The organism is Gilliamella sp. LMG 34360, from assembly GCF_984568995.1.
Genome location: NZ_OZ474900.1, coordinates 848,207 through 870,833 on the forward strand (window position 1 = coordinate 848,207; position 22,627 = coordinate 870,833).

20 protein-coding genes are annotated in these 22,627 nt (G+C 34.0%); 15 read left to right on the forward strand and 5 right to left on the reverse strand.

All coding sequences use genetic code 11. From position 1 onward, the window contains the following. Positions 1-33 precede the first annotated feature (33 nt). Positions 34-837 carry an NAD(+) diphosphatase gene (gene nudC / locus AC5LW9_RS03845; RefSeq protein WP_198226380.1) on the forward strand — a complete coding sequence of 268 codons (804 nt, stop codon included), beginning with the start codon at positions 34-36 and terminating at the stop codon, positions 835-837. 37 nt (positions 838-874) lie between these two features. Here the strand turns inward: nudC and AC5LW9_RS03850 are convergent, their stop codons facing one another. From AC5LW9_RS03850 to hemB, 3 genes are all read right to left on the reverse strand, one after another. Then, positions 875-1,675, reverse strand: coding sequence for a hypothetical protein (locus tag AC5LW9_RS03850; protein ID WP_198226382.1), 801 nt, complete (start codon positions 1,673-1,675; stop codon positions 875-877). A gap of 87 nt (positions 1,676-1,762) precedes the next feature. Continuing rightward, positions 1,763-2,533 (reverse strand): hypothetical protein, encoded by a 771-nt coding sequence (locus tag AC5LW9_RS03855; protein WP_493456354.1) that lies wholly within the window; start codon positions 2,531-2,533, stop codon positions 1,763-1,765. Between the two features lie 381 nt (positions 2,534-2,914). After that, a complete protein-coding gene (gene hemB / locus AC5LW9_RS03860; protein WP_198226386.1) occupies positions 2,915-3,928 on the reverse strand; it encodes a porphobilinogen synthase in 1,014 nt (337 codons plus the stop codon). A 184-nt stretch (positions 3,929-4,112) separates the two neighbouring features. On the opposite strand from hemB, the gene rpsU reads away from it, so the two are divergent. From rpsU to AC5LW9_RS03930, 14 genes are all read left to right on the forward strand, one after another. Beyond that, positions 4,113-4,328, forward strand: coding sequence for a 30S ribosomal protein S21 (gene rpsU / locus AC5LW9_RS03865; RefSeq protein WP_034882800.1), 216 nt, complete (start codon positions 4,113-4,115; stop codon positions 4,326-4,328). A 130-nt stretch (positions 4,329-4,458) separates the two neighbouring features. Beyond that, the gene (dnaG, locus tag AC5LW9_RS03870; protein ID WP_198235604.1) at positions 4,459-6,240 is read left to right on the forward strand and encodes a DNA primase; all 1,782 of its coding nucleotides are present in this window, start codon (positions 4,459-4,461) and stop codon (positions 6,238-6,240) included. Between the two features lie 84 nt (positions 6,241-6,324). Beyond that, entirely contained in the window at positions 6,325-8,166 is a 1,842-nt protein-coding gene (rpoD, locus tag AC5LW9_RS03875) for an RNA polymerase sigma factor RpoD (protein ID WP_065737728.1), read from the forward strand. A 67-nt stretch (positions 8,167-8,233) separates the two neighbouring features. Continuing rightward, entirely contained in the window at positions 8,234-9,205 is a 972-nt protein-coding gene (locus AC5LW9_RS03880; RefSeq protein WP_493456355.1) for a bile acid:sodium symporter family protein, read from the forward strand. A gap of 69 nt (positions 9,206-9,274) precedes the next feature. Continuing rightward, on the forward strand, positions 9,275-10,789 hold the full coding sequence (gene pitA, locus AC5LW9_RS03885; RefSeq protein ID WP_493455058.1) for an inorganic phosphate transporter PitA: 1,515 nt from the start codon (positions 9,275-9,277) through the stop codon (positions 10,787-10,789). 65 nt (positions 10,790-10,854) lie between these two features. Continuing rightward, positions 10,855-11,307: a universal stress protein UspA gene (gene uspA / locus AC5LW9_RS03890; protein WP_065602434.1), complete on the forward strand. Its 453-nt coding sequence runs from the start codon at positions 10,855-10,857 to the stop codon at positions 11,305-11,307. A 190-nt stretch (positions 11,308-11,497) separates the two neighbouring features. Beyond that, positions 11,498-12,250 carry an SDR family oxidoreductase gene (locus tag AC5LW9_RS03895; RefSeq protein ID WP_493456356.1) on the forward strand — a complete coding sequence of 251 codons (753 nt, stop codon included), beginning with the start codon at positions 11,498-11,500 and terminating at the stop codon, positions 12,248-12,250. Between the two features lie 139 nt (positions 12,251-12,389). Further along, positions 12,390-12,719: a hypothetical protein gene (locus AC5LW9_RS03900; RefSeq protein WP_025314694.1), complete on the forward strand. Its 330-nt coding sequence runs from the start codon at positions 12,390-12,392 to the stop codon at positions 12,717-12,719. A gap of 359 nt (positions 12,720-13,078) precedes the next feature. Then, a complete protein-coding gene (thrA, locus tag AC5LW9_RS03905; protein WP_039128552.1) occupies positions 13,079-15,535 on the forward strand; it encodes a bifunctional aspartate kinase/homoserine dehydrogenase I in 2,457 nt (818 codons plus the stop codon). Further along, on the forward strand, positions 15,536-16,474 hold the full coding sequence (gene thrB / locus AC5LW9_RS03910) for a homoserine kinase (RefSeq protein ID WP_086326973.1): 939 nt from the start codon (positions 15,536-15,538) through the stop codon (positions 16,472-16,474). A 109-nt stretch (positions 16,475-16,583) separates the two neighbouring features. Continuing rightward, complete coding sequence (gene thrC / locus AC5LW9_RS03915; RefSeq protein WP_086326972.1) at positions 16,584-17,873, forward strand: threonine synthase; 1,290 nt, start codon at positions 16,584-16,586, stop codon at positions 17,871-17,873. Positions 17,874-18,489: 616 nt separating this feature from the next. Next, positions 18,490-18,942, forward strand: a complete 453-nt coding sequence (gene nrdR / locus AC5LW9_RS03920) for a transcriptional regulator NrdR (protein ID WP_039129891.1) — start codon at positions 18,490-18,492, stop codon at positions 18,940-18,942. A gap of 9 nt (positions 18,943-18,951) precedes the next feature. Continuing rightward, the gene (ribD, locus tag AC5LW9_RS03925; protein WP_039129894.1) at positions 18,952-20,061 is read left to right on the forward strand and encodes a bifunctional diaminohydroxyphosphoribosylaminopyrimidine deaminase/5-amino-6-(5-phosphoribosylamino)uracil reductase RibD; all 1,110 of its coding nucleotides are present in this window, start codon (positions 18,952-18,954) and stop codon (positions 20,059-20,061) included. A gap of 78 nt (positions 20,062-20,139) precedes the next feature. After that, positions 20,140-20,589 carry a hypothetical protein gene (locus tag AC5LW9_RS03930; RefSeq protein ID WP_039128564.1) on the forward strand — a complete coding sequence of 150 codons (450 nt, stop codon included), beginning with the start codon at positions 20,140-20,142 and terminating at the stop codon, positions 20,587-20,589. Positions 20,590-20,705: 116 nt separating this feature from the next. On the opposite strand, the gene AC5LW9_RS03935 is transcribed toward AC5LW9_RS03930, so the two are convergent. Next, on the reverse strand, positions 20,706-21,143 hold the full coding sequence (locus AC5LW9_RS03935; protein ID WP_493456357.1) for a PTS mannitol transporter subunit IIA: 438 nt from the start codon (positions 21,141-21,143) through the stop codon (positions 20,706-20,708). Between the two features lie 57 nt (positions 21,144-21,200). Next, positions 21,201-22,616, reverse strand: a complete 1,416-nt coding sequence (locus AC5LW9_RS03940; RefSeq protein ID WP_493456358.1) for a PTS fructose transporter subunit IIC — start codon at positions 22,614-22,616, stop codon at positions 21,201-21,203. Positions 22,617-22,627 lie beyond the last annotated feature (11 nt).

Sequence of the window (22,627 nt, forward strand, 5' to 3'; positions counted from 1 at the left end):
CCTCCTTTTTCGTTGTTTTTGGTGTAAATTGATATGAATATACAGCAACAAATAAATTTGAATGGTAATGAAACAGGTTATTGGTTTGTCAGTAAAAATGGACGACTATGGTTACCAAATGGTGAAGTTCCTGTTGGAAATGCCAGACAATTAGGTTTTACAAATCTAATTGCCCAACCTATTGGTGAGTGGAATGGTCAAACAGCTTGGCTTATTTGCCGAGAAATGAAAACAGCAATGAGTTCAATTCGAACTTTGCTTGGTAATAATGAACAATCATTATTTTATATGGCTGGACGAGCCGTTCAATTATCAGAGTTTTATCGTTCTCATAAATATTGTGGTTATTGTGGGCACGAAATGCATATTAGTACAACAGAATGGTGTTGTATGTGTCGCAACTGTAATGAACGCTATTATCCACAAATTTCGCCATCTATCATTGTCGCTATTCGCAATAAAAATAAAATATTATTGGCAAAACATGTTAGGCATAATCAAGATAGTTTATACACTGTTTTAGCTGGTTTTATTGAAATTGGTGAAACGATGGAAATGGCAGTTAAGAGAGAAGTATTTGAAGAAGCAAAAATAACAATTAAAAATATTCGTTATGTAGGTTCGCAGCCTTGGCCATTTCCTAATTCATTGATGATGGCTTATTTGGCAGACTATGAAAGTGGTGAAATTCATGTAGATACTAGCGAGTTAGTTGAAGCAAATTGGTATCATTACTCTCAGTTACCTAAGATTCCCGAATATGGGACTATTGCTCGGCGCTTAATTGAAGATACCATTATACTTTGCCGAGAATATGATGAGTATGGTAATGATTAATCATATTCTCTTTAATATTAAAAAATAATAAATAAATCTATTGATATTCAATGGTTCTTATTAAATTAACGGTTTTTGACTCATTACCAGTCGTTACACAGATTGCTTTTGTCCAATCTCGGTTTTCATTATAATCAGAATAAGTACAAGTTTCAGTTATTTCAACTTCTTGTTCGTTTTTGTTATTAATTATGATGTCACCATTCGATGATAGTTTAAATGACTTAGTGATAGTTTTTTCTAATTGATTATTATCATTGTAAATAATATCTTTTTCTTGTACTAACACAGGAAATTTGGTTTTTTCATTAACTGGAATATAAGCATTATATAAAACCATCTCAACTCGATCTTGTTCATAAATTATTTTGCTATTAAAAATAATATTATTTTCTGCAAAGTGAGATAAAGTTGTTTCTACTAAATGGCCTTGCTCATCAAATTCAGAAATAGCAACGATATCTCCATTACTATTTTTCATGCCAAGAATGTTTTTTGCATTGTCAAAGGTAATTCCATATTCATTTCTAGTTTCTTTCATCCCGTAAATGTATTTGGCTTTATCATAATTGATTTCACCATATAATCCTTCTAAATTATAATTATCTACATAGCCTAAATTATTATAGTTAATTAATTTATTCGATGAACCTTCAATTTTTTGCTGTTTAAATAATTTGTTATCTGGTAATAATTCTGGTTCTGTATGAAAAAGATAACTGTTAATAACCGCAATTTGAGTTGGGTTTCTATTAGTTAGTTTTTTGTCATCACAACCACTAATTAATAATATACTGCTACATAAACTTATATTTAAAAGAGAAATATATTTTTTCATAACATTATCTTCCATTATTAGTATTATTGTTTAAAAATATTTAGAGTAGAACATCAAACTATAACTCATCGTACTATGTTTACTGTTTTAATGACCTTTACACCAAATAGATAGGGCTTCACAATTCCAATTTATCATCATTTCACACCATACAGCTCGCCATCGCCTTACGGTATTGTTCGTCAATTTTAGTTTTTTTTCTATTTGTGTATTGTCTTGCCCATCTATAAGTAAATCAATAAAGCTCAACCATAATTCAGATTTGGGTAAACGGTTTAGTTTAGTATTGCTTAAAAGATTAAAACTATGTCGACATCGTTTACACCGGTAACATGTTCGTTTGCCTATTTTGACCGTTTCTGTTGAGTTACAGTGTAAACAAGGGGGCGTTTGTGTATTAAGTAAAGTATTTATTTTTGATTTGATATAATTATGTTGTTCAATTAAGATTGGATTTAAGGTTGTCTGTTGTTTATTGATATACCATTTATATAATGGTAAATAATGTAGCTTTAAGCGATTAATTATTGCATGGTCACGGCGCATTATTTTCTCAGTTGAACATTCAAATATATTTGCTATTGCCTGATAACTGTAATTTTTTATACGGCTAACAAAAATGGTATCTAACCAATTAAAAGGTGTTAGACGGTTAAAAGGTGTATTCGTTGCTGCCGTAAAATATTTATAGCAAGCTTTACAACGGTAAGTGGTAGTTGGTTTTGAACGGATTAAATAAAATTCCTTTTTATCACAAAAAGGACAAACCTCAACATGTTGTGAGGCTATTCTCTCTAAATCATTACGAAAATCATTAAGCTCTTTATGTAATTCATTCGGTATGAGTTTATAAATCATTTTTCATTCCTTTGTAACTAATCTGATGAAATATTACCAAATTTTTACATAAACATATAGTTTTCCTGAAACTTTTTTACATGCTTTATGAAACACAGGTTGTTAATTTTATATTGGCATTAAATCATTTTAATTATTAATATTTACAATTGATAGACAAAATAATTATGAAAAGAGTGAAGCTATAAAATTCAAGCCATGATAATAAAATTGAAATACCATTAGTCATTTGGGGAAACTTGAAAATTTTTTTGTATTTAATAGCTAATTTTGTAAAAAAATAGAATGAATAAATCCGATAAAATAAATGAATTCTTTTACTTTTTTGATAAATATCCCCACTATATAAATATGGGGACTTTATTGTGAGTTCATTAAATTTTATTGTTTTTGAACTAACCATTCAGCTACTTGTTTAGCGAAATAAGTTAATATTCCATCTGCACCAGCGCGTTTAAAGCAAAGTAAGGATTCCATAATTACGGACTGTTTATCTAACCAACCGTTTTCAATTGCTGCGCACAGCATGGTATATTCGCCAGAAACTTGATAAGCAAATGTTGGAACGGCGAAGCTCTCTTTTACTCTTCTAACCATATCAAGATAAGGCATACCTGGTTTTACCATGACCATATCAGCCCCTTCGCTAAGATCTTGATAAATTTCTTGCAAAGCTTCATTACTGTTGGCGGGGTCAAGTTGGTAAGTTTTTTTATTACCGCCTTTTATATTTGGAGCGGATCCAACGGCATCACGAAACGGACCATAAAAACTTGAAGCATATTTTGCTGAATACGCCATGATTTGAGTGTTAACAAAATTATACTTTTCTAACTCATCGCGAATTGCGCCGATGCGTCCATCCATCATATCACTTGGCGCGATAATATCTGCACCAGCTTGGGCTTGAATTAAAGCTTGTTTAACAAGAATTTCGACAGATATATCATTTTGCACATAACCATGTTCATCAATAATACCATCTTGTCCGTGCGTTGTGTAAGGGTCAAGGGCTACGTCAGTTAGAATACCTAACTCAGGAATTTCTTTTTTTAATGCTCGAATCGCTTTGGGTACTAATCCATTTTCATTATAAGCTTCCTGTGCGAGTAATGATTTTTTTGCTGGTTCAATGGCTGGAAATAATGAAAGAACAGGAATACCTAGTTTAGCTACATATTCAGCTTCTTTTAATAGTATATCAATACTCATTCGATCAACGTTTGGCATGGATGAAACGGGTTCAATGATATTGTTTCCTTCAACGATAAAAACAGGATAAATTAGATCATTAATCGTTAGCTGATTTTCTGCAACTAAACGGCGACTAAAATCATAAACACGATTGCGGCGTAAGCGGCGCTTGGGGTACTGACCGGTAATAAACGATGACATAAAAATACCTATCTATATTAATAAAAATGGTTTTATTATCTAATTGAGTAGGGAGATTAGCAAATTAATTTGTTATGATACAATAATTGGATATTTTACTTTACAACATATATCCATTAGAGGTAAAATTGCGCACTAATTTTTAGTCCTTTGTGATATTAAACAAATTTGAGGTGAGAGGCACATGCCAGTAATTAAAGTACGTGAAAATGAACCTTTCGATGTAGCATTACGTCGTTTTAAACGTTCTTGCGAAAAAGCAGGAGTTTTAGCTGAAGTTCGTAATCGTGAATTTTACGAAAAACCAACTACTATTCGTAAACGCGCAAAAGCAGCTGCTGTTAAACGTCATGCTAAAAAATTAGAAAGAGAAAACGCTCGTCGCACTCGTCTATATTAATAGTTATACTAAAAGTTTAAATTGATATAAAATTCAATTTTATCTATTTTTTATAAAAAATTTTTACAAGCCGTACATATATATACGGCTTGTTGTCTTTGCGTATAGTGCCAATATCGGTTGAATTATCATGAAAGGTCTTATTCCTCGCGATTTTATTTTAGACTTGATTGCTCGCACAAGTATACTTGATGTGATCAGCAAACGTGTCAAAATGAAAAAAAAGGGGAATAATTACTTTGGTTGTTGTCCTTTCCATGATGAGAAAACTGCCTCTTTTTCATTGAATGAAAAAAAACAGATCTATTATTGTTTTGGTTGTGGGGCATCTGGTTCGGTTGTAAATTTTTTAATGCAATATGAACGTTTGTCTTTTCCCGAAGCTATTGAAGAATTAGCTAGTATGCAAGGAATTCGAGTTCCTTATACGGATAATGAGAATAACCAAATAGATCAATCAAAACAGATTGAATCTCGAAATATTCGCCGTGATCTGTATACGTTAATGGCCAAAATAACCAATTTTTACCAACAGCAATTAGCATTATCAACCTCGATTGATGCACATAAATATCTAGAACAACGTGGGCTAAATACGGAAATTATAGCTAGGTATAAAATTGGTTACGCCCCTAATTCAAGCCAATTAGCTTTTCAAACTATTGTAAAGACAAAAAACGAAGCAGAGTTATATGATAAAGCAGGGATGTCAGTTAATAATGATAGAGGTAATCGATTCGATCGCTTTCGCGGGCGAATCATGTTCCCAATTCGTGATAGACAAGGTAATGTGATCGCCTTTGGTGGAAGAACTATCATTAATGACTCGGCAAAATATTTAAACTCACCAGAAACGCCTATTTTTCATAAAGGTTTTCAGTTATATGGACTTTATGAAGCTTTGGAAGCCAATCGTAACCCTCTACAATTAATAATTGTAGAGGGTTATATGGATGTTGTATCTCTGGCCCAATATGATATTGATTATGCGGTAGCAGCTCTAGGGACAGCAACATCAGAAGAACATATTAAACTTCTATTTAGAGCTACAGATTCTGTTATCTTTTGTTATGATGGAGATAATGCAGGAAGGAATGCTGCTTGGCGAGCATTAAATGTTTTATTACCCTGCTTGATTGATGGTAAAGAGATAAGCTTTGCTTTTTTACCTCAAGATGAAGACCCAGATAGTTTTGTACGTAAAGTCGGTAAAACAGGTTTTGAAGATTACCTGAAAACCGCACCAAACCTGTCTAAATTTTTATTTGATGAATTACTAAAACAAGTTGATTTGAAAACACCGGAAGGGAAAGCTAAATTAAGTTCATTGGCGCTTCCTTTACTTGATCAAATAAAAGCAAAGGCTTTCCGATTAAATTTATTACAACAACTTGGGCGTTATTTAGGATTACTTGATTTGTCTCAAATAGAGCAATTGATGCAATCTAATCGCCAAAAATATGAAAGTAAGGTTCCAGAAACTGCACCAATAGCACAAATGAAGTTAACAACAATGCGTATTTTGATCGGTTTATTACTTCAATATCCTAATCTTGCGCAGCTTGTTTCCGATATTAATGCTATTGGTCAAGTGAAAATGGCTGGTATTGATATTTTTATTGAACTACTTGAATTATGCCAGCGCTATCCTAATATAACTACTGCACAAATATTAACTGAGTGTTTAGAAAGGCCGTTTTATAAGCAAATTAGTCGTTTATCAACCTGGGAGTTTCATTACCAAGATGATGATATAGAATCTATTTTTAAACATACTTTAAAAGAGTTATATGATAATATACTCGCCCAAAGACAAGATGAACTAATCGCAAAAGAGAGAGTCTCCGGCTTAAGTACCGCAGAGAAAAAAGAATTAGCGACATTAATACTTGTTTTATCAAAAAAAGACTAAATATATAGGGTATACGTAGATAACAGCTAATGTTCTACATATATAATATACACATGACCAAATAACTAAAAGTGGATACCTTTTATGGAGCAAAATTCTCAATCACAGCTAAAACTCCTAATTATTCGTGGTAAGGAGCTAGGATACCTAACCTATGCTGATGTCAACGATCACTTGCCTGAAGAGATTATTGATTCAGATCAGATTGAAGATATTATCCAAATGATTAATGATATGGGGATTCAAGTTCTTGAAGAAGCCCCTGATTCTGATGAGTTATTACTTTCAGATAATGTCCCTGATGAAGAAGCCGTTGAAGCAGCAACAGCATTAGTATTATCTAATGTTGAGTCAGAAATAGGTCGAACAACCGATCCTGTTCGTATGTATATGCGAGAAATGGGAGCGGTAGAACTTTTAACTCGTGAAGGTGAAATTGATATTGCCAAACGTATTGAAGATGGCATTAATCAGGTTCAAACTTCAGTGTCTGAATACCCAGAGGCGATTACTTATCTACTTGAGCAATATAACTTAGTCGAAAGTGGAGAAGTTCGTTTATCTGATTTAATTACCGGTTTTGTTGATCCAAATGCGGAAGAAGTAACAGAAGAATTACCTGAAGATTTAGAAGATAGTGAAACCGAGATCGAAATAGACGATAGTGACGATGAAAATGAAGATGAGGATGGTGATTCATCTGCAGATGAAGATGTTTCGATTGATCCTGAAGTAGCTAGAGCAAAATTTGCTGAATTACAAGAACAGCATAATAAAACTTCTGAAGCTATTAAAAAATATGGAAGAGGTCACAAAAAAGCACAAAAAGAGATCGAAAATTTATCAGAGATTTTCAAACAATTTCGTTTAGTAGCTAAACAGTTCGATATACTTGTCAACAATATGAGAAGTATGATGGATCGTGTAAGAGCACACGAACGTGTAATTATGAAGATCTGCGTTGAACAATGTAAGATGCCGAAAAAACAATTTATGAATTATTTCACTGGAAATGAAAATAACATGGATTGGTATAATAAAGCATTAACTTCGAAAAGTGCTTTTGCGGCTAATTTAAAAGATTTCGAGGAGCAAATTGCTGCTCAAGTTAACTTGTTGCAACAAATTGAAACGGAAACTAATCTTTCTATTGAGCAAATTAAAGATATTAATCGTCGTATGTCTATTGGTGAAGCAAAAGCACGACGCGCTAAGAAAGAAATGGTTGAAGCAAACTTACGTTTAGTTATTTCTATAGCAAAAAAATACACTAACCGTGGATTACAGTTCTTAGATCTGATTCAAGAAGGTAATATCGGTCTAATGAAAGCTGTAGATAAGTTTGAATACCGTCGAGGTTATAAATTCTCAACTTATGCAACTTGGTGGATTAGACAAGCTATCACACGTTCAATTGCCGACCAAGCAAGAACAATTCGTATTCCAGTACATATGATTGAGACGATTAATAAGTTAAATCGTATTTCACGCCAAATGTTACAAGAAATTGGTCGCGAACCGACACCAGAAGAGTTATCTGAACGTATGCAAATGCCAGAAGATAAAATTCGTAAAGTGTTGAAGATTGCTAAAGAACCAATTTCAATGGAAACACCTGTTGGTGATGATGAAGATTCACATTTAGGTGACTTTATTGAAGATACCGCACTAGAGCAACCATTAGATGCAGCAACATCTGAAAGCTTGCGCAGTGCAACACGTGATATCTTATCTGGTTTAACGCCACGCGAAGCAAAAGTATTACGTATGCGATTTGGTATTGATATGAATACCGATCATACGCTTGAAGAAGTTGGTAAACAATTTGATGTAACACGTGAACGTATTCGTCAAATTGAAGCTAAAGCGTTACGTAAATTACGTCATCCAAGTCGTTCGGATGTTCTTCGTAGCTTCTTAGAATAAGTATTCTTACTCGTAAACTATATCGCCACTATTGTGGCGATTTTTTTAGCAAAAAAGATTGGTAACTATGAATATACTCCAACGTTTGAAGATTGATCCATTCTTATTGACTTTAATTTTTGTTGTTATTTCTGCAAGTATTTTGCCTTGTAAGGGACAAACTAAAATATACTTTGAGCACCTTACAACTTTTGCCATTGGATTGTTATTTTTTATGCATGGCGCTAAACTTTCTTTTCAATCCATTATTATTGGCATAAAAAATTGGCGATTACATTTGTTAATATTTGCAACGACCTTTGTGGTTTTTCCTATCTTAGGCGTTATGATGCAATTTTTAGTGCCAACTTTTTTATCGCAAGAATTTTATTTAGGCTTTGTGTACCTTTGTGTTTTACCTGCAACAGTACAATCAGCAATAGCATTTACTTCGATAGCAAGAGGAAACGTAGCAGCTGCAATTTGTAGTGCCTCTGCATCAACATTATTGGGTGTTTTTATTACTCCTATTTTAGTTGGGTTACTAATGAATACTCAAGCTGTTGCTTCAATGGATATAGTCGATGCAATTACCTCAATAATGTTAAAATTGATGTTACCTTTTATTATTGGTCATTTATCGCGTCGCTTTATAATCAAATGGATAGAAAAATACAAAAATATCATTTCTAAAACTGATCGTTTATCAATTTTATTGGTGGTTTATGTTGCTTTTAGTGATGCAGTTATTAATGGCATTTGGGCACAAGTTGGTCTTTTATCGTTATTAAACATAATATTTTTCTCAATTGTATTATTAGTTATTGTTTTATTGATTACGACCTATAGTGCAAGACTATTTGGTTTTAGCAAAGAAGATGAAATTACAATCGTATTTTGTGGTTCAAAAAAAAGTTTAGCTAGTGGTATTCCCATGGCCGGTGTTATTTTTCCAATGTCGATTATGGGAATTATGATTTTACCTTTAATGATCTTTCATCAGATTCAATTAATGATCTGTGCTTTTTTAGCTGCCCGCTATGCTAAACGAAAAATGTAAAATTTGTTTTGCTCATTATCCTATTCTAAAGGATAATAGTGTCGTTAATTAACAACAGAAAGATCTATTATGTTTCATCTATTTTCTGATTTAGAATTTTCAACTATTGTATTATTAGTCTTTGCATTGTTATTTGTGCTTTTTTACGAGGCTATAAATGGATTTCATGATACAGCCAATGCTGTTGCAACGGTTATTTATACCAGAGCATTGAAAGAGCAACTTGCCGTTTTTATGGCAGGAGTGTTTAATTTCTTCGGTGTGTTGCTTGGTGGCCTTAGTGTTGCTTATGCGATTGTGCACTTATTACCAACCGATTTATTACTCAATGTGAGTTCTACACATGGGCTTGCAATGGTATTTTCTATTTTATTCGCAGCAATTATTTGGAATTTAGGAACTTGGTATGTTGGCATCCCTGCATCAAGTTCTCATACCTTAATTGGTTCTATTATTGGTGTAGCACTTGCTAATGCATTTATTATGGATACATCAATTATTGATGCGCTTAATATTCCGAGAATGATTCAAATCTTTTTATCATTAATTATTTCACCAGTAATTGGTCTTGTTGTTGCTGGTTTAATGATTTTTTTACTACGTAAATATTGGACACGTAAAAGTCAAAGCAAAAAAAGTAGTAAAAAAAGAGAGCGTATTTTCATGACACCAGAGCAACGTGAAAAACTCTATGGTAAGAAAAAGCCTCCATTTTGGATTCGCATAATGCTTATTATATCAGCAGCCGGTGTTAGCTTTTCACATGGCGCTAACGATGGGCAAAAAGGAATTGGTTTATTAATGTTGGTGCTAATGGGCATTGCTCCCGCAGGTTTTATTGTTAATATGAGTGCTTCAACTTATGATATTACTAATACACGCAATGCTATCCACAATATTGAAGACTATTTTGTTACTCATAATCAAGATTTAACAACTGTAATTGGCTCTCAATCTACAGTTGACTCTAACGTGCCTATCGGCGATTTAAATCAATATCATTGTGATTATTCGCGTTCTTTTATTACATTAAATATTGCTAATAATCTATTTAATAAAATGAATGATTATGAATCTCTTACTGTTGAGCAACGCTCACAAGCTAGACGTATTCTACTTTGCTTGTCCGATACTGTTTCACATGTTGCTAAACAACCAAATGTTTCATCAGAAGATAAACAATATTTAAATTCGGTCAATAAGGACTTACTTAAAACAATTGAATATGCACCTATTTGGATCATTATCTCAGTGGCTTCAGCGCTTGCTATTGGTACCATGATTGGATGGCGTCGGGTTGCTGTTACCATTGGTGAAAAAATTGGTAAAAAAGGAATGACTTATGCTCAAGGTGTTTCGGCGCAAATTACCACAGCACTTTCAATTGGTATTGCTAGCTATACGGGGATGCCAGTATCAACTACTCAAGTCCTTTCATCATCGGTGGCTGGAACAATGATTGTTGATGGTGGTGGTGTACAAAGCAAAACGATTAAAAATATTGCATTAACATGGATTTTGACATTGCCGATTTCAATTTTGTTATCCGGGTCACTTTTTTGGCTTGCTCAAAAATTAATTTAGTAGTAAAAAGAGAGTATAAATTCAAAATTTAACCTGAGCGTCAAAATAGGAAGGAGTAAAATATCATGGCTTATAAACATATATTAGTCGCAGTGGATTTATCACCTGAAAGTGAAGTTCTTGTCGAGAAAGCGGTCTCTATGGCAAGGCCATATAATGCTCAAATCTCTTTGATTCATGTTGGTATTAACTATTCTGATCTATATACAGGGTTAGTTGATATTAATATGAATGATATGAAAGACAAAATCACAGAAGATGCGCACATTGCTTTAAATAAACTGGCTGATGATGCTGGATATCCTATTGCACACACACTTTCAGGAAATGGTGAATTTGGTCAAGTATTGATTGAAGCGATTCATGAATATGGCGCTGATCTTGTTGTGTGTGGTCATCATCAGGATTTTTGGAGTAAGTTAATGTCTTCTGCACGTCAATTAATCAATAATACTCATATTGATACATTGATAGTTCCATTGAAAGACGAAGAACCATCAGAAGAACTTGCTAAATGAAATGTAAATATTAACCCGCTTTTTTAGCGGGTTTTTTATAAAAGTTATTTTGCATTATTGTCAAGAAGTTTCAGGTTAACTATACGTTTAAGTAAAATTATTTATTTACCACTTTTTGCATATTTATCATATTGATTATGAGAATATACTCGTATCTATATTATCTTTAAGCCTATAAGGAGCTTTTACTATGAATATTGCTTTAGTTACTGGCGCTTCCTCTGGATTTGGACAAGCTATTTGCTGCAAGCTAATAGCAGATGGCTATAAAGTTATTGGTGTCGCTAGGCGAACCGATAAACTACAGAAAATAGCTGATGAATTAGGTTCAAACTTCTTACCATTGTCTTTAGATGTAACAAAAAAAGATGCAGTGGAATCAATTTTGTTACAACTTCCTAAAGAGTTCCAACCAATTGATATTTTAATTAATAATGCCGGATTAGCTTTAGGATTAGAGCCAGCATACCAAGCAGACTATAATGATTGGGAAACCATGATTGAAACCAATATAATAGGCTTAGTACATTTAACTCACCAAATTTTGCCAGGAATGGTCGAACGTAATTTTGGATATATTATTAACCTTGGTTCAGTAGCTGGTAGTTATGCTTATAAAGGCGGTAATGTTTATGGTGCATCGAAAGCATTTGTTAAGCAGTTTAGTGCAAATTTACGAACAGATCTTTTAGGAAAAAAAATTAGAGTTACCAATATTGAGCCTGGTTTGTGTGGTGGTACAGAATTTTCAAATATACGGTTTCATGGAAATGATGAACAAGCGGCGGAAGTATACAAAGGTGTAGATTATATCACGCCCGAAGATATAGCAAATACCGTATCTTGGTTAGTTAATACACCAACGCACTTTAATGTTAACTCAATTGAGATAATGCCTGTTGCACAAGCTTCAGCCGGATTATCTGTTTACAAGGATTTATAATAATAAATTTATTAGCTATTAATTGGTATATGCTGTTTATTAAAAATAAAAAACTATGTTTAATAAACAAAATACACTTGCACTTCTGCTGACGGGTTGCTATCCTTTCATCTTGTGATTTTGATTGGGGTTTATTGCAATGACATTTTCTGAAGTAACGAAAACATTTGCGACAAGTTTGCCGGGTACGGATAGTTATGTAAAACTACGCAAGGCGATGAGAGCATTAATTCAAGAAGATCCGAAAAATGCATCGGTCTATTTTTTGATCTTTGGATTTGCCCGTACTTATGTCATGTTATATGAAGATCAGGAAGTATCACCGCAGTTTGCCGAAGACAATCAAAAATTAATGTTGTCGTACCTCAATATCCTTGATGAAGCATTAAATAAACAAGATGCGCAAAGTATATATCAAGCTTTGAATAAAGTTGTTAATGAGTACGAAAACAGCAAAAAAGTTTTTTAGAATTACAGCCTGACATGAAAATGTCGGGCTGTTTTGTTTAGAGTTTAAGTGAAAAAGTTTTAGGAAAAATAATGATTATTTCAATCCGTATGACAGGCATTATTGGCACCTTAGGTACTATTACGCGATCTAGGGCGGGTTGATTTTTCCCAAAAAATATAAAAAACCCGCTCCTAAAAGGCGGGTTTTTTTATTGTGTAATAAATATTTTTATTAAAATTAAACTATAGTTTGAAAATAAAATTATAACTAAAGTTATAACACTAAAGGGTTTTCATAATACCTATCGATGTAAAAAAGTCGAATAATTGTATTTTGAATCGTAATGGCATAAATAAAAAAGATAAGTAAGGTGTGATATGAAAGTTTTAAAATTTGGAGGAACATCTGTTGCTAACGCAGAACGTTTTTTGCGAGTAGCGGAGATAATTGAAAATAATGCTAAACAAGAACAAACAGCGACTGTTTTATCAGCACCTGCTAAAATCACTAATCATTTAGTTGCAATGGTTGAAAAAACAGTTGCCGGACAAGAAATCAAAAACAATATTTATGATGCGGAAAAAATTTTTGCTGATTTATTAGCGGGGCTTGCAAAAGTACAACCTAATTTTGCTTATGAAGAAATGAAACGTTTTGCGTTAAATGAATTAAATCATATTAAGCAATTGCTGGAAGGAATTCGCTTATTAGGTCAATGCCCAGATAGTATTAATGCATCAATTATTTGTCGTGGTGAAAAACTGTCAATTACTATTATGCAAGAGCTGCTTAAGGCGAAAGGTCACACCATTACCGTAATCGATCCTGTTGCAATGCTTATTGCTGAAGGTGGCTACTTAGAATCTACGGTTGATATTCCCGAATCAAGTCATCGAATTGCACAGATGTGCATTCCACAGCAAAATATTATTTTAATGCCTGGATTTACAGCGGGTAATGACAAAGGGGAGTTGGTTGTACTTGGTCGTAATGGTTCTGATTATTCGGCTGCAGTTCTTGCAGCTTGTTTAAGAGCCAATAGCTGTGAAATTTGGACCGATGTTGATGGTGTTTACACTTGTGATCCTCGCACTGTTCCTGATGCCAAATTACTAAAAACTATGTCATATCAAGAAGCGATGGAACTTTCTTATTTTGGCGCTAAAGTTCTTCATCCTAGAACCATTTTACCTATTGCACAGTTCCAAATTCCATGTTTAATAAAAAATACCAATAACCCTGATGCACCAGGTACACTTATTGGCGCCAATGTTGTTGATTCAACCACTCCTGTAAAAGGGATTACTAATTTAAATAATATGGCGATGATTAACGTTTCTGGTCCTGGTCTAAAAGGCATGGTTGGTATGTCGGCTCGGGTTTTTTCGGCGATGTCTTACGCAGGTATATCTGTTGTTCTTATTACACAATCATCATCTGAATACAGTATCAGTTTTTGTGTACCACAATCTGAACTTTATCGTGCAGAAGAAGCTTTAAGTGATGAATTCTTCTTAGAATTAAAAGATGGATTACTTGAACCAATTGAAATTATTGAAAGACTGGCTATTATCTCAGTTGTGGGCGATGGTATGCGCACATTACGTGGATTATCAGCCAATTTCTTTACTGCATTAGCTAGAGCAAATATTAACATTGTCGCTATTGCACAAGGATCATCTGAACGTTCAATTTCAGTTGTGGTTGATAATGATGTTGCGGTAATGGGCGTACGAGTTGCTCATCAAATGCTATTTGGAACAGATAAAATGCTTGATGTTTTTGTAATTGGTGTTGGTGGTGTGGGTGGCGCACTTGTCGATCAAATTGGTCGCCAACAAAAATGGCTTAAAAACAAACAGATTGATTTACGGGTATGCGGTTTATTTAATTCAAAACATAGCGTGCTTAATCGAGATGGTATTATTCTTGATAATTGGCGTGAACAAATCAAACAGAGTGAAATGAAATACACATTAGATAGTATTATTGAATTTGCCAAAAATAACCGACTGCTTAACCCAATTCTAGTCGATTGTACTTCAAGTAGCGAAGTATCCGACAAATATGCTGACTTTTTAGCTAATGGTTTCCATGTGGTTACTCCAAATAAAAAAGCAAATACCAGCTCTATGGCCTATTATTTACGCTTACGCCAAGAAGCTGCAAAAAGTAAACGCAAATTCCTATATGATACCAATGTAGGTGCAGGCTTACCGGTAATTGAAAACTTACAAAATTTACTAAATGCGGGTGATGAGCTTATTAAATTTTCAGGGATATTATCAGGTTCGCTTTCTTTCATTTTCGGTAAGCTTGATGAAGGAATGTCATTGTCTGAAGCAACTAAACTAGCTAAAGAGAAAGGTTTTACTGAGCCAGATCCTCGGGATGATTTATCTGGAACAGATGTTGCTAGAAAATTACTTATTTTAGCGCGAGAAGCTGGATTACAACTTGAACTCGATCAAATTAATGTTGAATCTGTTTTACCCGCTGAATATTCCCAAGGCAATATTGATGAGTTTATGACTAAATTACCGCAATTAGATGCTGAATTTAAAGCAAAATCTGAACAAGCAGCCAAAAACGGAAAAGTATTACGATATGTTGGTAGTATCGAAAATAATCAATGTAGTGTTAAAATTGAAGCAGTTGATAGTGAAGACCCTCTTTATAAAGTTAAGAATGGCGAAAATGCTTTAGCATTTTATACTCGTTATTATCAACCAATTCCATTAGTACTACGTGGTTATGGGGCGGGTAATGACGTGACTGCAGCGGGTGTTTTTGCTGATATTTTACGCACTACATCAGGTAAAATCGGAGGTTAAATGAGTCATAAATCTTTAACAGTATATGCGCCAGCATCAATGGCGAATATCAGTGTTGGTTTTGATATTTTAGGTGCTGCCATTAATCCGATTAGTGGTGTGATGTTGGGTGATCTGATCACAGTTGAAACCGCAACAGAATTCTCTCTTACTTGTAAAGGAATATTTGTTCAAAAGTTACCACGCGATCCTAAATACAATATTGTATATCAATGCTGGCAGCGTTTTTGTGAAGCGATGGGTAAAACGCTCCCAGTTAGTATGACACTTGAAAAAAATATGCCTATTGGTTCAGGATTAGGATCCAGTGCATGTTCAGTAGTAGGGGCATTGGTTGCTTTAAATGAATTTTTTGATAAGCCATTTAGTGAGTTTGAAATGCTTTCTATGATGGGAGAACTTGAAGGTCGGATTTCTGGAAGCGTTCATTACGATAATGTTGCACCCTGTTATTTGGGAGGAATGCAACTTATCCTTGATGAAATGGGGATTATTAGTGAATCCATTCCACATTTTGACAATTGGTATTGGGTGATGGCCTATCCAGGTATAAAGGTATCGACAGCTCAAGCACGAGCTATTTTGCCTGCACAATATCAAAAAGCGGATTGCGTCGCTCATGGTCGATATGTTGGTGGTTTTATTCACGCTTGTTACACAAATCAACCAAAACTTGCTGCAACAATGCTGCGCGATAATATTGCAGAACCTTATCGTAAACAACTATTACCTAACTTTGATGAAACGCAAAATCGGGTAAAACAACTTGGTGCTTTAGCATCGGGTATTTCTGGATCAGGACCGACCATGTTTGTCATTGCTGACAAACTTGAAACAGCGCAGCAAATTGAATTGCTACTGAAAAATTGCTACTTACAAAATGAGGAAGGTTTTACGCATATTTGTAAGATAGATAACCAAGGCGCAAGAGTTATATAACTCTATCTACGATATAAAGCATGAAAGTTTCCAGAGCGTTATCAATAGGTCAATAAATGACTAACAGATAAAGTAAACAATATAAGCATAAAGATAATCGGAAAATATTATGAAATTGTACAACTTAAAAGATCACACACAGCAAGTTAGCTTTGCACAAGCAGTACAACAAGGATTAGGAAGAGGACAAGGTCTATTTTTTCCTCAAGATTTACCAAAATTTTCGCTAAATGAAATTGATGCATTATTAAAACTAGATTTTGTAAGTCGTAGTGCCAAGATTTTATCCGCTTTTATTGGTGATGAAATTGGTGATACTGATATGCATAGATTGGTAAAAAATGCATTTCAGTTTCCTGCTCCAGTCAAATCAGTAGAAAAAGATATAGGTTCATTAGAGTTATACCATGGCCCAACATTAGCCTTTAAAGATTTTGGTGGTCGCTTTATGGCCCAGGCTTTGGTGCAAGTTGCGGCTGATAAAAAAATTACGATTCTAACTGCGACATCCGGCGATACTGGAGCAGCGGTTGCTCATGCATTTTATCATTTACCGAATATTCGAGTAGTGATTTTATATCCAGAAGGAAAAATTAGTCCATTACAAGAAAAGCTATTTTGTACGCTTGGCGATAATATTCATACTATTGCGATACAAAGTGATTTTGATGCTTGCCAAGCGTTAGTTAAAAAAGCATTTGATGATGAAGATTTAAAAACAGCCATTGGCTTAAATTCAGCTAATTCTATTAATATAAGTCGATTATTAGCACAAATTTGTTACTATTTTGAAGCTTTTGCTCAGTTAACCCCAGCACAACGTGAGCAATTAGTGATTTCGGTACCAAGTGGCAATTTTGGTGACTTAACAGCAGGTCTACTTGCTAAGACAATGGGATTACCAATTAAACGTTTCATTGCTGCAACCAACGCCAATGATACTGTGCCACGCTATTTGGAAACAGGTAAGTGGGAACCTCATGCAACGGTAGCAACGCTATCCAATGCTATGGATGTTAGCCAACCTAATAATTGGCCTCGTATTGAGGAGATTTATAAAAGAGAAAGGTGGTCGCTTAAATCACTTGGTCATGCTGCAGTCTCTGATGAAGTATCCAAACAGACGGTACAGGAACTTGACAAAAAAGGTTACCTTTCTGAACCTCATGGTGCAATTGCTTATCGTGCACTGCGTGATCAGTTACAAGAAGGGGAATATGGACTATTTTTAGGTACTGCACATCCAGCTAAATTTAAAGAAGTGGTAGAAGACATTCTTGGTAAATCAATTCCTTTACCGAAAGCACTCGCAGAACGTGCAGATATGACATTGCTTTCCCATTATATGCCAGATGATTTTGCTAAATTGCGTGATTTTTTAATCAAATTAGATTGGTAAATCTTTATTTCCGTCGTTAATTTGGCGACGGAATTTTTGTTTTATTATTTTTTTATTAACTTAATCTATTGGATTATTGTTTAGTTTTCTTATAATTGGTGAGTCCTTAATACCTTTCTAATATTAATATTGAAGCTAAAAATTTTTCCTTAATAGTTTAGATTAGGTAATGCCAATTTCGACTTACCACAAGTTTTTTATTTTAAGAAAATTATGATTTAATGTGTCTGCGTATTTTTCGTTTCTGTTGATGTGTTTACCGTCAATTATTATTGTTGATCTAGATTATAATTATTTGATTTCTTATTCTTTCTAGCTTTTCTTGTTATGCGACCTTAAAACTATAACTAAAAAACGTTAGAATTTTTAAACATTTATCAATGTTATAGCATAGTGGCAATAAATGTAATGAAATGATAAGAATAATAATGTATATATTCATTAATTTAATAGTTTTTTTAATAAATTAATGAGGATTATTTCTTAATTTTAGTTATGTTTAAAATGAATAGAATCATAAATTTATTAATGTAACAACCATTCATTATTGAAACCTTGTTTTAATTGATATTTTCAGCTATTGTAGTGTTAGTTGTGACATTATTAGGATAATTTTATGCACTGTCCGTTTTGTAATGCTGATGATACCAAGGTGATTGATTCACGTCTTGTTGGTGAGGGTTTTCAAGTTCGTCGCCGTCGACAATGTGTAGAATGCAATGAACGTTTTACTACATTTGAAGTTGCTGAATTAATTATGCCTAATGTTATCAAAAGTAATAAAGTTCGTGAGCCGTTCAATGAAGATAAATTACGCAATGGTATAAAACGCGCATTAGAAAAGCGCCCAGTTGGTCTTGATGCAATTGAAGACGCAATTACGCGTATAAAATCAAAAATTAGAGCAACCGGTGAACGTGAAATACCAGCTAAACTTATCGGTAATTATGTTATTGAAGAACTAAAAGATCTAGATAAAGTTGCCTATATCCGTTTTGCTTCAGTCTATTTTAGTTTTCATGATATTGAGCAGTTTAGTAATGAAATTGCTAAACTACAACAAAAATAATTACGTGATATGATAAGAGATAAAGATCAATTTTATATGCAGCAAGCAATTGAGCTTGCTAAACTCGGACGCTTTACTACCCCTCCCAATCCTAATGTCGGTTGTGTTATTGTTAGAGATGATCAGATAATCGGCAAAGGTTATCATCAAAAAGCTGGTGAACCTCATGCAGAGGTTTATGCGCTAAAAATGGCTGGCAATAAGGCACAAGGAGCAACCGCTTATGTGACATTAGAACCATGTAGTCATTTTGGTCGAACTCCTCCCTGTGCTGATGCATTGATAAAAGCAGGTATAACTCGTGTTGTTGTTGCTATGCAAGACCCTAATCCCAATGTTGCGGGTAACGGTATTAAACGATTAAAAGATGCTGGAATTGAAGTTATTGTTGGTGTTTTATATGAACAAGCTGAAGCCATTAATAAAGGTTTTTTAAAATGTATGCGTACAGGCATACCTTATGTCCAACTTAAACTCGCTTCTTCGTTAGATGGTAAAATTGCTATGGCATCAGGCGAAAGTAAATGGATCACTTCAAGTACAGCAAGACAAGATGTACAACAATATCGAGCTCAAGCCAGTTGTATTTTAAGTACTCGAGCAACGGTTCAGGCTGATAAGGCAAGTTTAACGGTTAGATATGACGAATTACCTAATGAGATTAGAAAAATCTATCCAGCAGAAAATATTCGACAACCGATTCGCATTATCATAGACAGTCAAAATCGATTAACAGGGGATGAAAATATTTTCAGACAATCAGGTGAGACATGGATCGTGCGCAAACAAAATATCCCAATTATTAAACCCAATACCAAGTTAATTATTGAATCTTCACCTCAAAATTACATAGATCTAGTCCAATTATTAAAGGAATTAGGTAAAAATCAGATTAATTCTGTTTGGGTTGAAGCGGGGGCTCATCTTGCTGGTGCGTTGATTGAACAAGATTTAGTTGATGAACTCATTATTTATTATGCGCCTAAATTGCTAGGTCATAATGCAAAAGATTTATGTGTATTACCTAATCTTAAAAAATTATCCTTAGCACCCCAATTTCAATTTGAATCCGTAAAAGCAATAGGTGATGATTTAAGGATTATTTTAAAAAGAAAGTAAACTGCTTTGGTCATGATTCAATAAGTTAAATAAGTTAAATAAGATGAAAACTGGAAATAGAAAAGCGATTTAATTGATATGTATGATAAAACAAAATTTAGTATGCTCAATATTGATGATTTTTTTTGTTCAAATCAATATCAAACTTTTGAAGATTTTAGTTACGCTGATGTCCAAGGCATAGGAAAAGGTGGTTATCAAATTCTATTTTTTTATATTTTAGATCGTGTTGAGGCATTATCAATTGAAGAAGTTACAGATAACGCTTTTTTAATTGATAAAGCTAATCAAATTTTAAGTTACCTTGGTTTTGATTTTAAGATTGGTCACCCGTTTGAGTTAACTGATGAATTTAATCATAACTATAGATTTAAAGATAGTATTATTGAAGATCAGATACGTTATTATTATGATTTTGAAGGAATGTTAATTGTTCTAGGTATTACTTGGGAAGGCATTTTGGACTCATTTGAAATGGTTAACAATGAAACAATTATCAATAATCGTCTGGAGTTTTTTACTACCTAATATTCTTCATATAGTTTAAAAACTAACTGTATTAACCGATTTAATTGATTAATCGTCAATCAGATGGAGATAACCTCCCATGAGTTCACATCATTTCTTCTCATGGGATGATTATATTAGTTTCCTTGAAGGATTGTTAATAGTTCTTCTGGTTTTTTAACTGATTGAATTCGCTCTATTGTATTTTCAGCAATAACCGCTCGCGTTAATTGCCGTAAAATATCTAAATGTTCATTATTTTTAGCTGCTATACCGACTACCACATAAGCAATATTGTTATCTTCATCCCATTTTATGCCTTGCGGATAATATATTACTTTCAAACCAGTTTCAATTACACTATTTCGTTTGTCTGTAGTGCCATGTGGAATGGCAATACCGTTACCCAAAAATGTGGAAATTTGTGCATCACGGTCAAACATGGCTTGAGTATAGTCATCTTTTACTAAACCAGATTTAATCATGTTTGCTGCTACAGCTTGAATTGCTTCTGATTTAGAATAACATCCATTAATGATTGAAATATCATCGACTGTTAATTTTAAATTGCTCATTTTATTTCCTTGTTGATTTAGATAAATAGAATATTAAATGATATATCAGCTGGTTAATTATTTAGGTGTTTTAGTCGCTAATTGTCGGTTTTGATGAATACGCACTAAACCTAACAATATTGCTCCAACTAATGCGCCAGTAAAAATACAACCGACCCATAAAAATGGTTTATTGACTAACGGAAGTACTAAGAAACCACCATGAGGTGCAGGTACTTGTATTTGACTAATAAATGTTAGTACTGATGCGATAGCTGAAGATAACATCATAATAGGAATTACGCGTAGTGGATCTTTTGCTGCGAATGGAATGGCTCCTTCGGTGATATGGGTGGCTCCTAAAATATAATTTACTACACCTGCGGCACGTTCTTCTTCAGTAAAAGCCTTACCTCGAAAAATAGTAGTGGAAAAAGCGATAACAAAAGGAGGAACAATACAAGCAGCTGAAACACCCGCCATAAAGTAGAAGTTGCCCTCACCTAATAACATCGTACCTGTTACATAGGCAGCTTTATTAACAGGTCCACCAAAGTCGAATGAACACATTGCTCCAATAACCATACCAAGTAAAACAGGATTAGCAGATTGTAATGATTCGAGGAATGATTTCATTGCATTGTTAATATCTGCTATTGGGCCACCCAGTAAGAACATACCAGCGCCGATTACAAATACACCAATTAATGGCATAATAAATATGGATTTAAGGCCTTCAAATGAACGAGGTAGTCCATCAAGTAATTTTTTGACAAAAAGCATCAAGTAACCAGCAGCAAAACCAGCTATGATGCCCCCTAAGAATCCTGCACCAGTGACATTGGCTATTAATCCGCCAACAAAACCAGCAACCATCGCAGGCCTTCCGCCTATTGAGTAAGCAATAAAACCAGTAAAGATTGGTACCATTATGCCAAATGCTTGTCCTCCTATTTTCATCAATAACGCTGCAAACTCATTGTATTGAGCATTATTGGGATCGGCAGAATAGATTCCCCATAAAAATGATAAAGCAATCAAGACTCCACCAGCTACCACAAAAGGCAACATGTTTGATACACCACTCATTAAATGTTTATAGATTTGACGTCCAATCGACTCTTTTACTACCACTTGATTTGATGATGTCGTGTTAGTAGTACTATTTTGCGTCCCTTTACGAATAGGAATCGTTCCAGAAGTAATTTGTTCAATTAATGTCACAGCTTTATGAATACCATCTTTAACGGGAACTTCAATAACAGGTAATCCATTAAATCGATCGGGATTGACGTCTTTATCTGCTGCGATAATCACGCCAATCGCATTTGCAATATCAGCATCAGTAATAGCATTATCAACACCTCCAGCACCATTTGTTTCAACTTTTATTTCTATTCCTGCTTTTTGGGCTGCAGTTTTCAACGCTTCTTCTGCCATATAAGTATGGGCAATGCCTGTTGGGCATCCTGTAACGGCTAATATTTTCTTCATAACATTCCCCT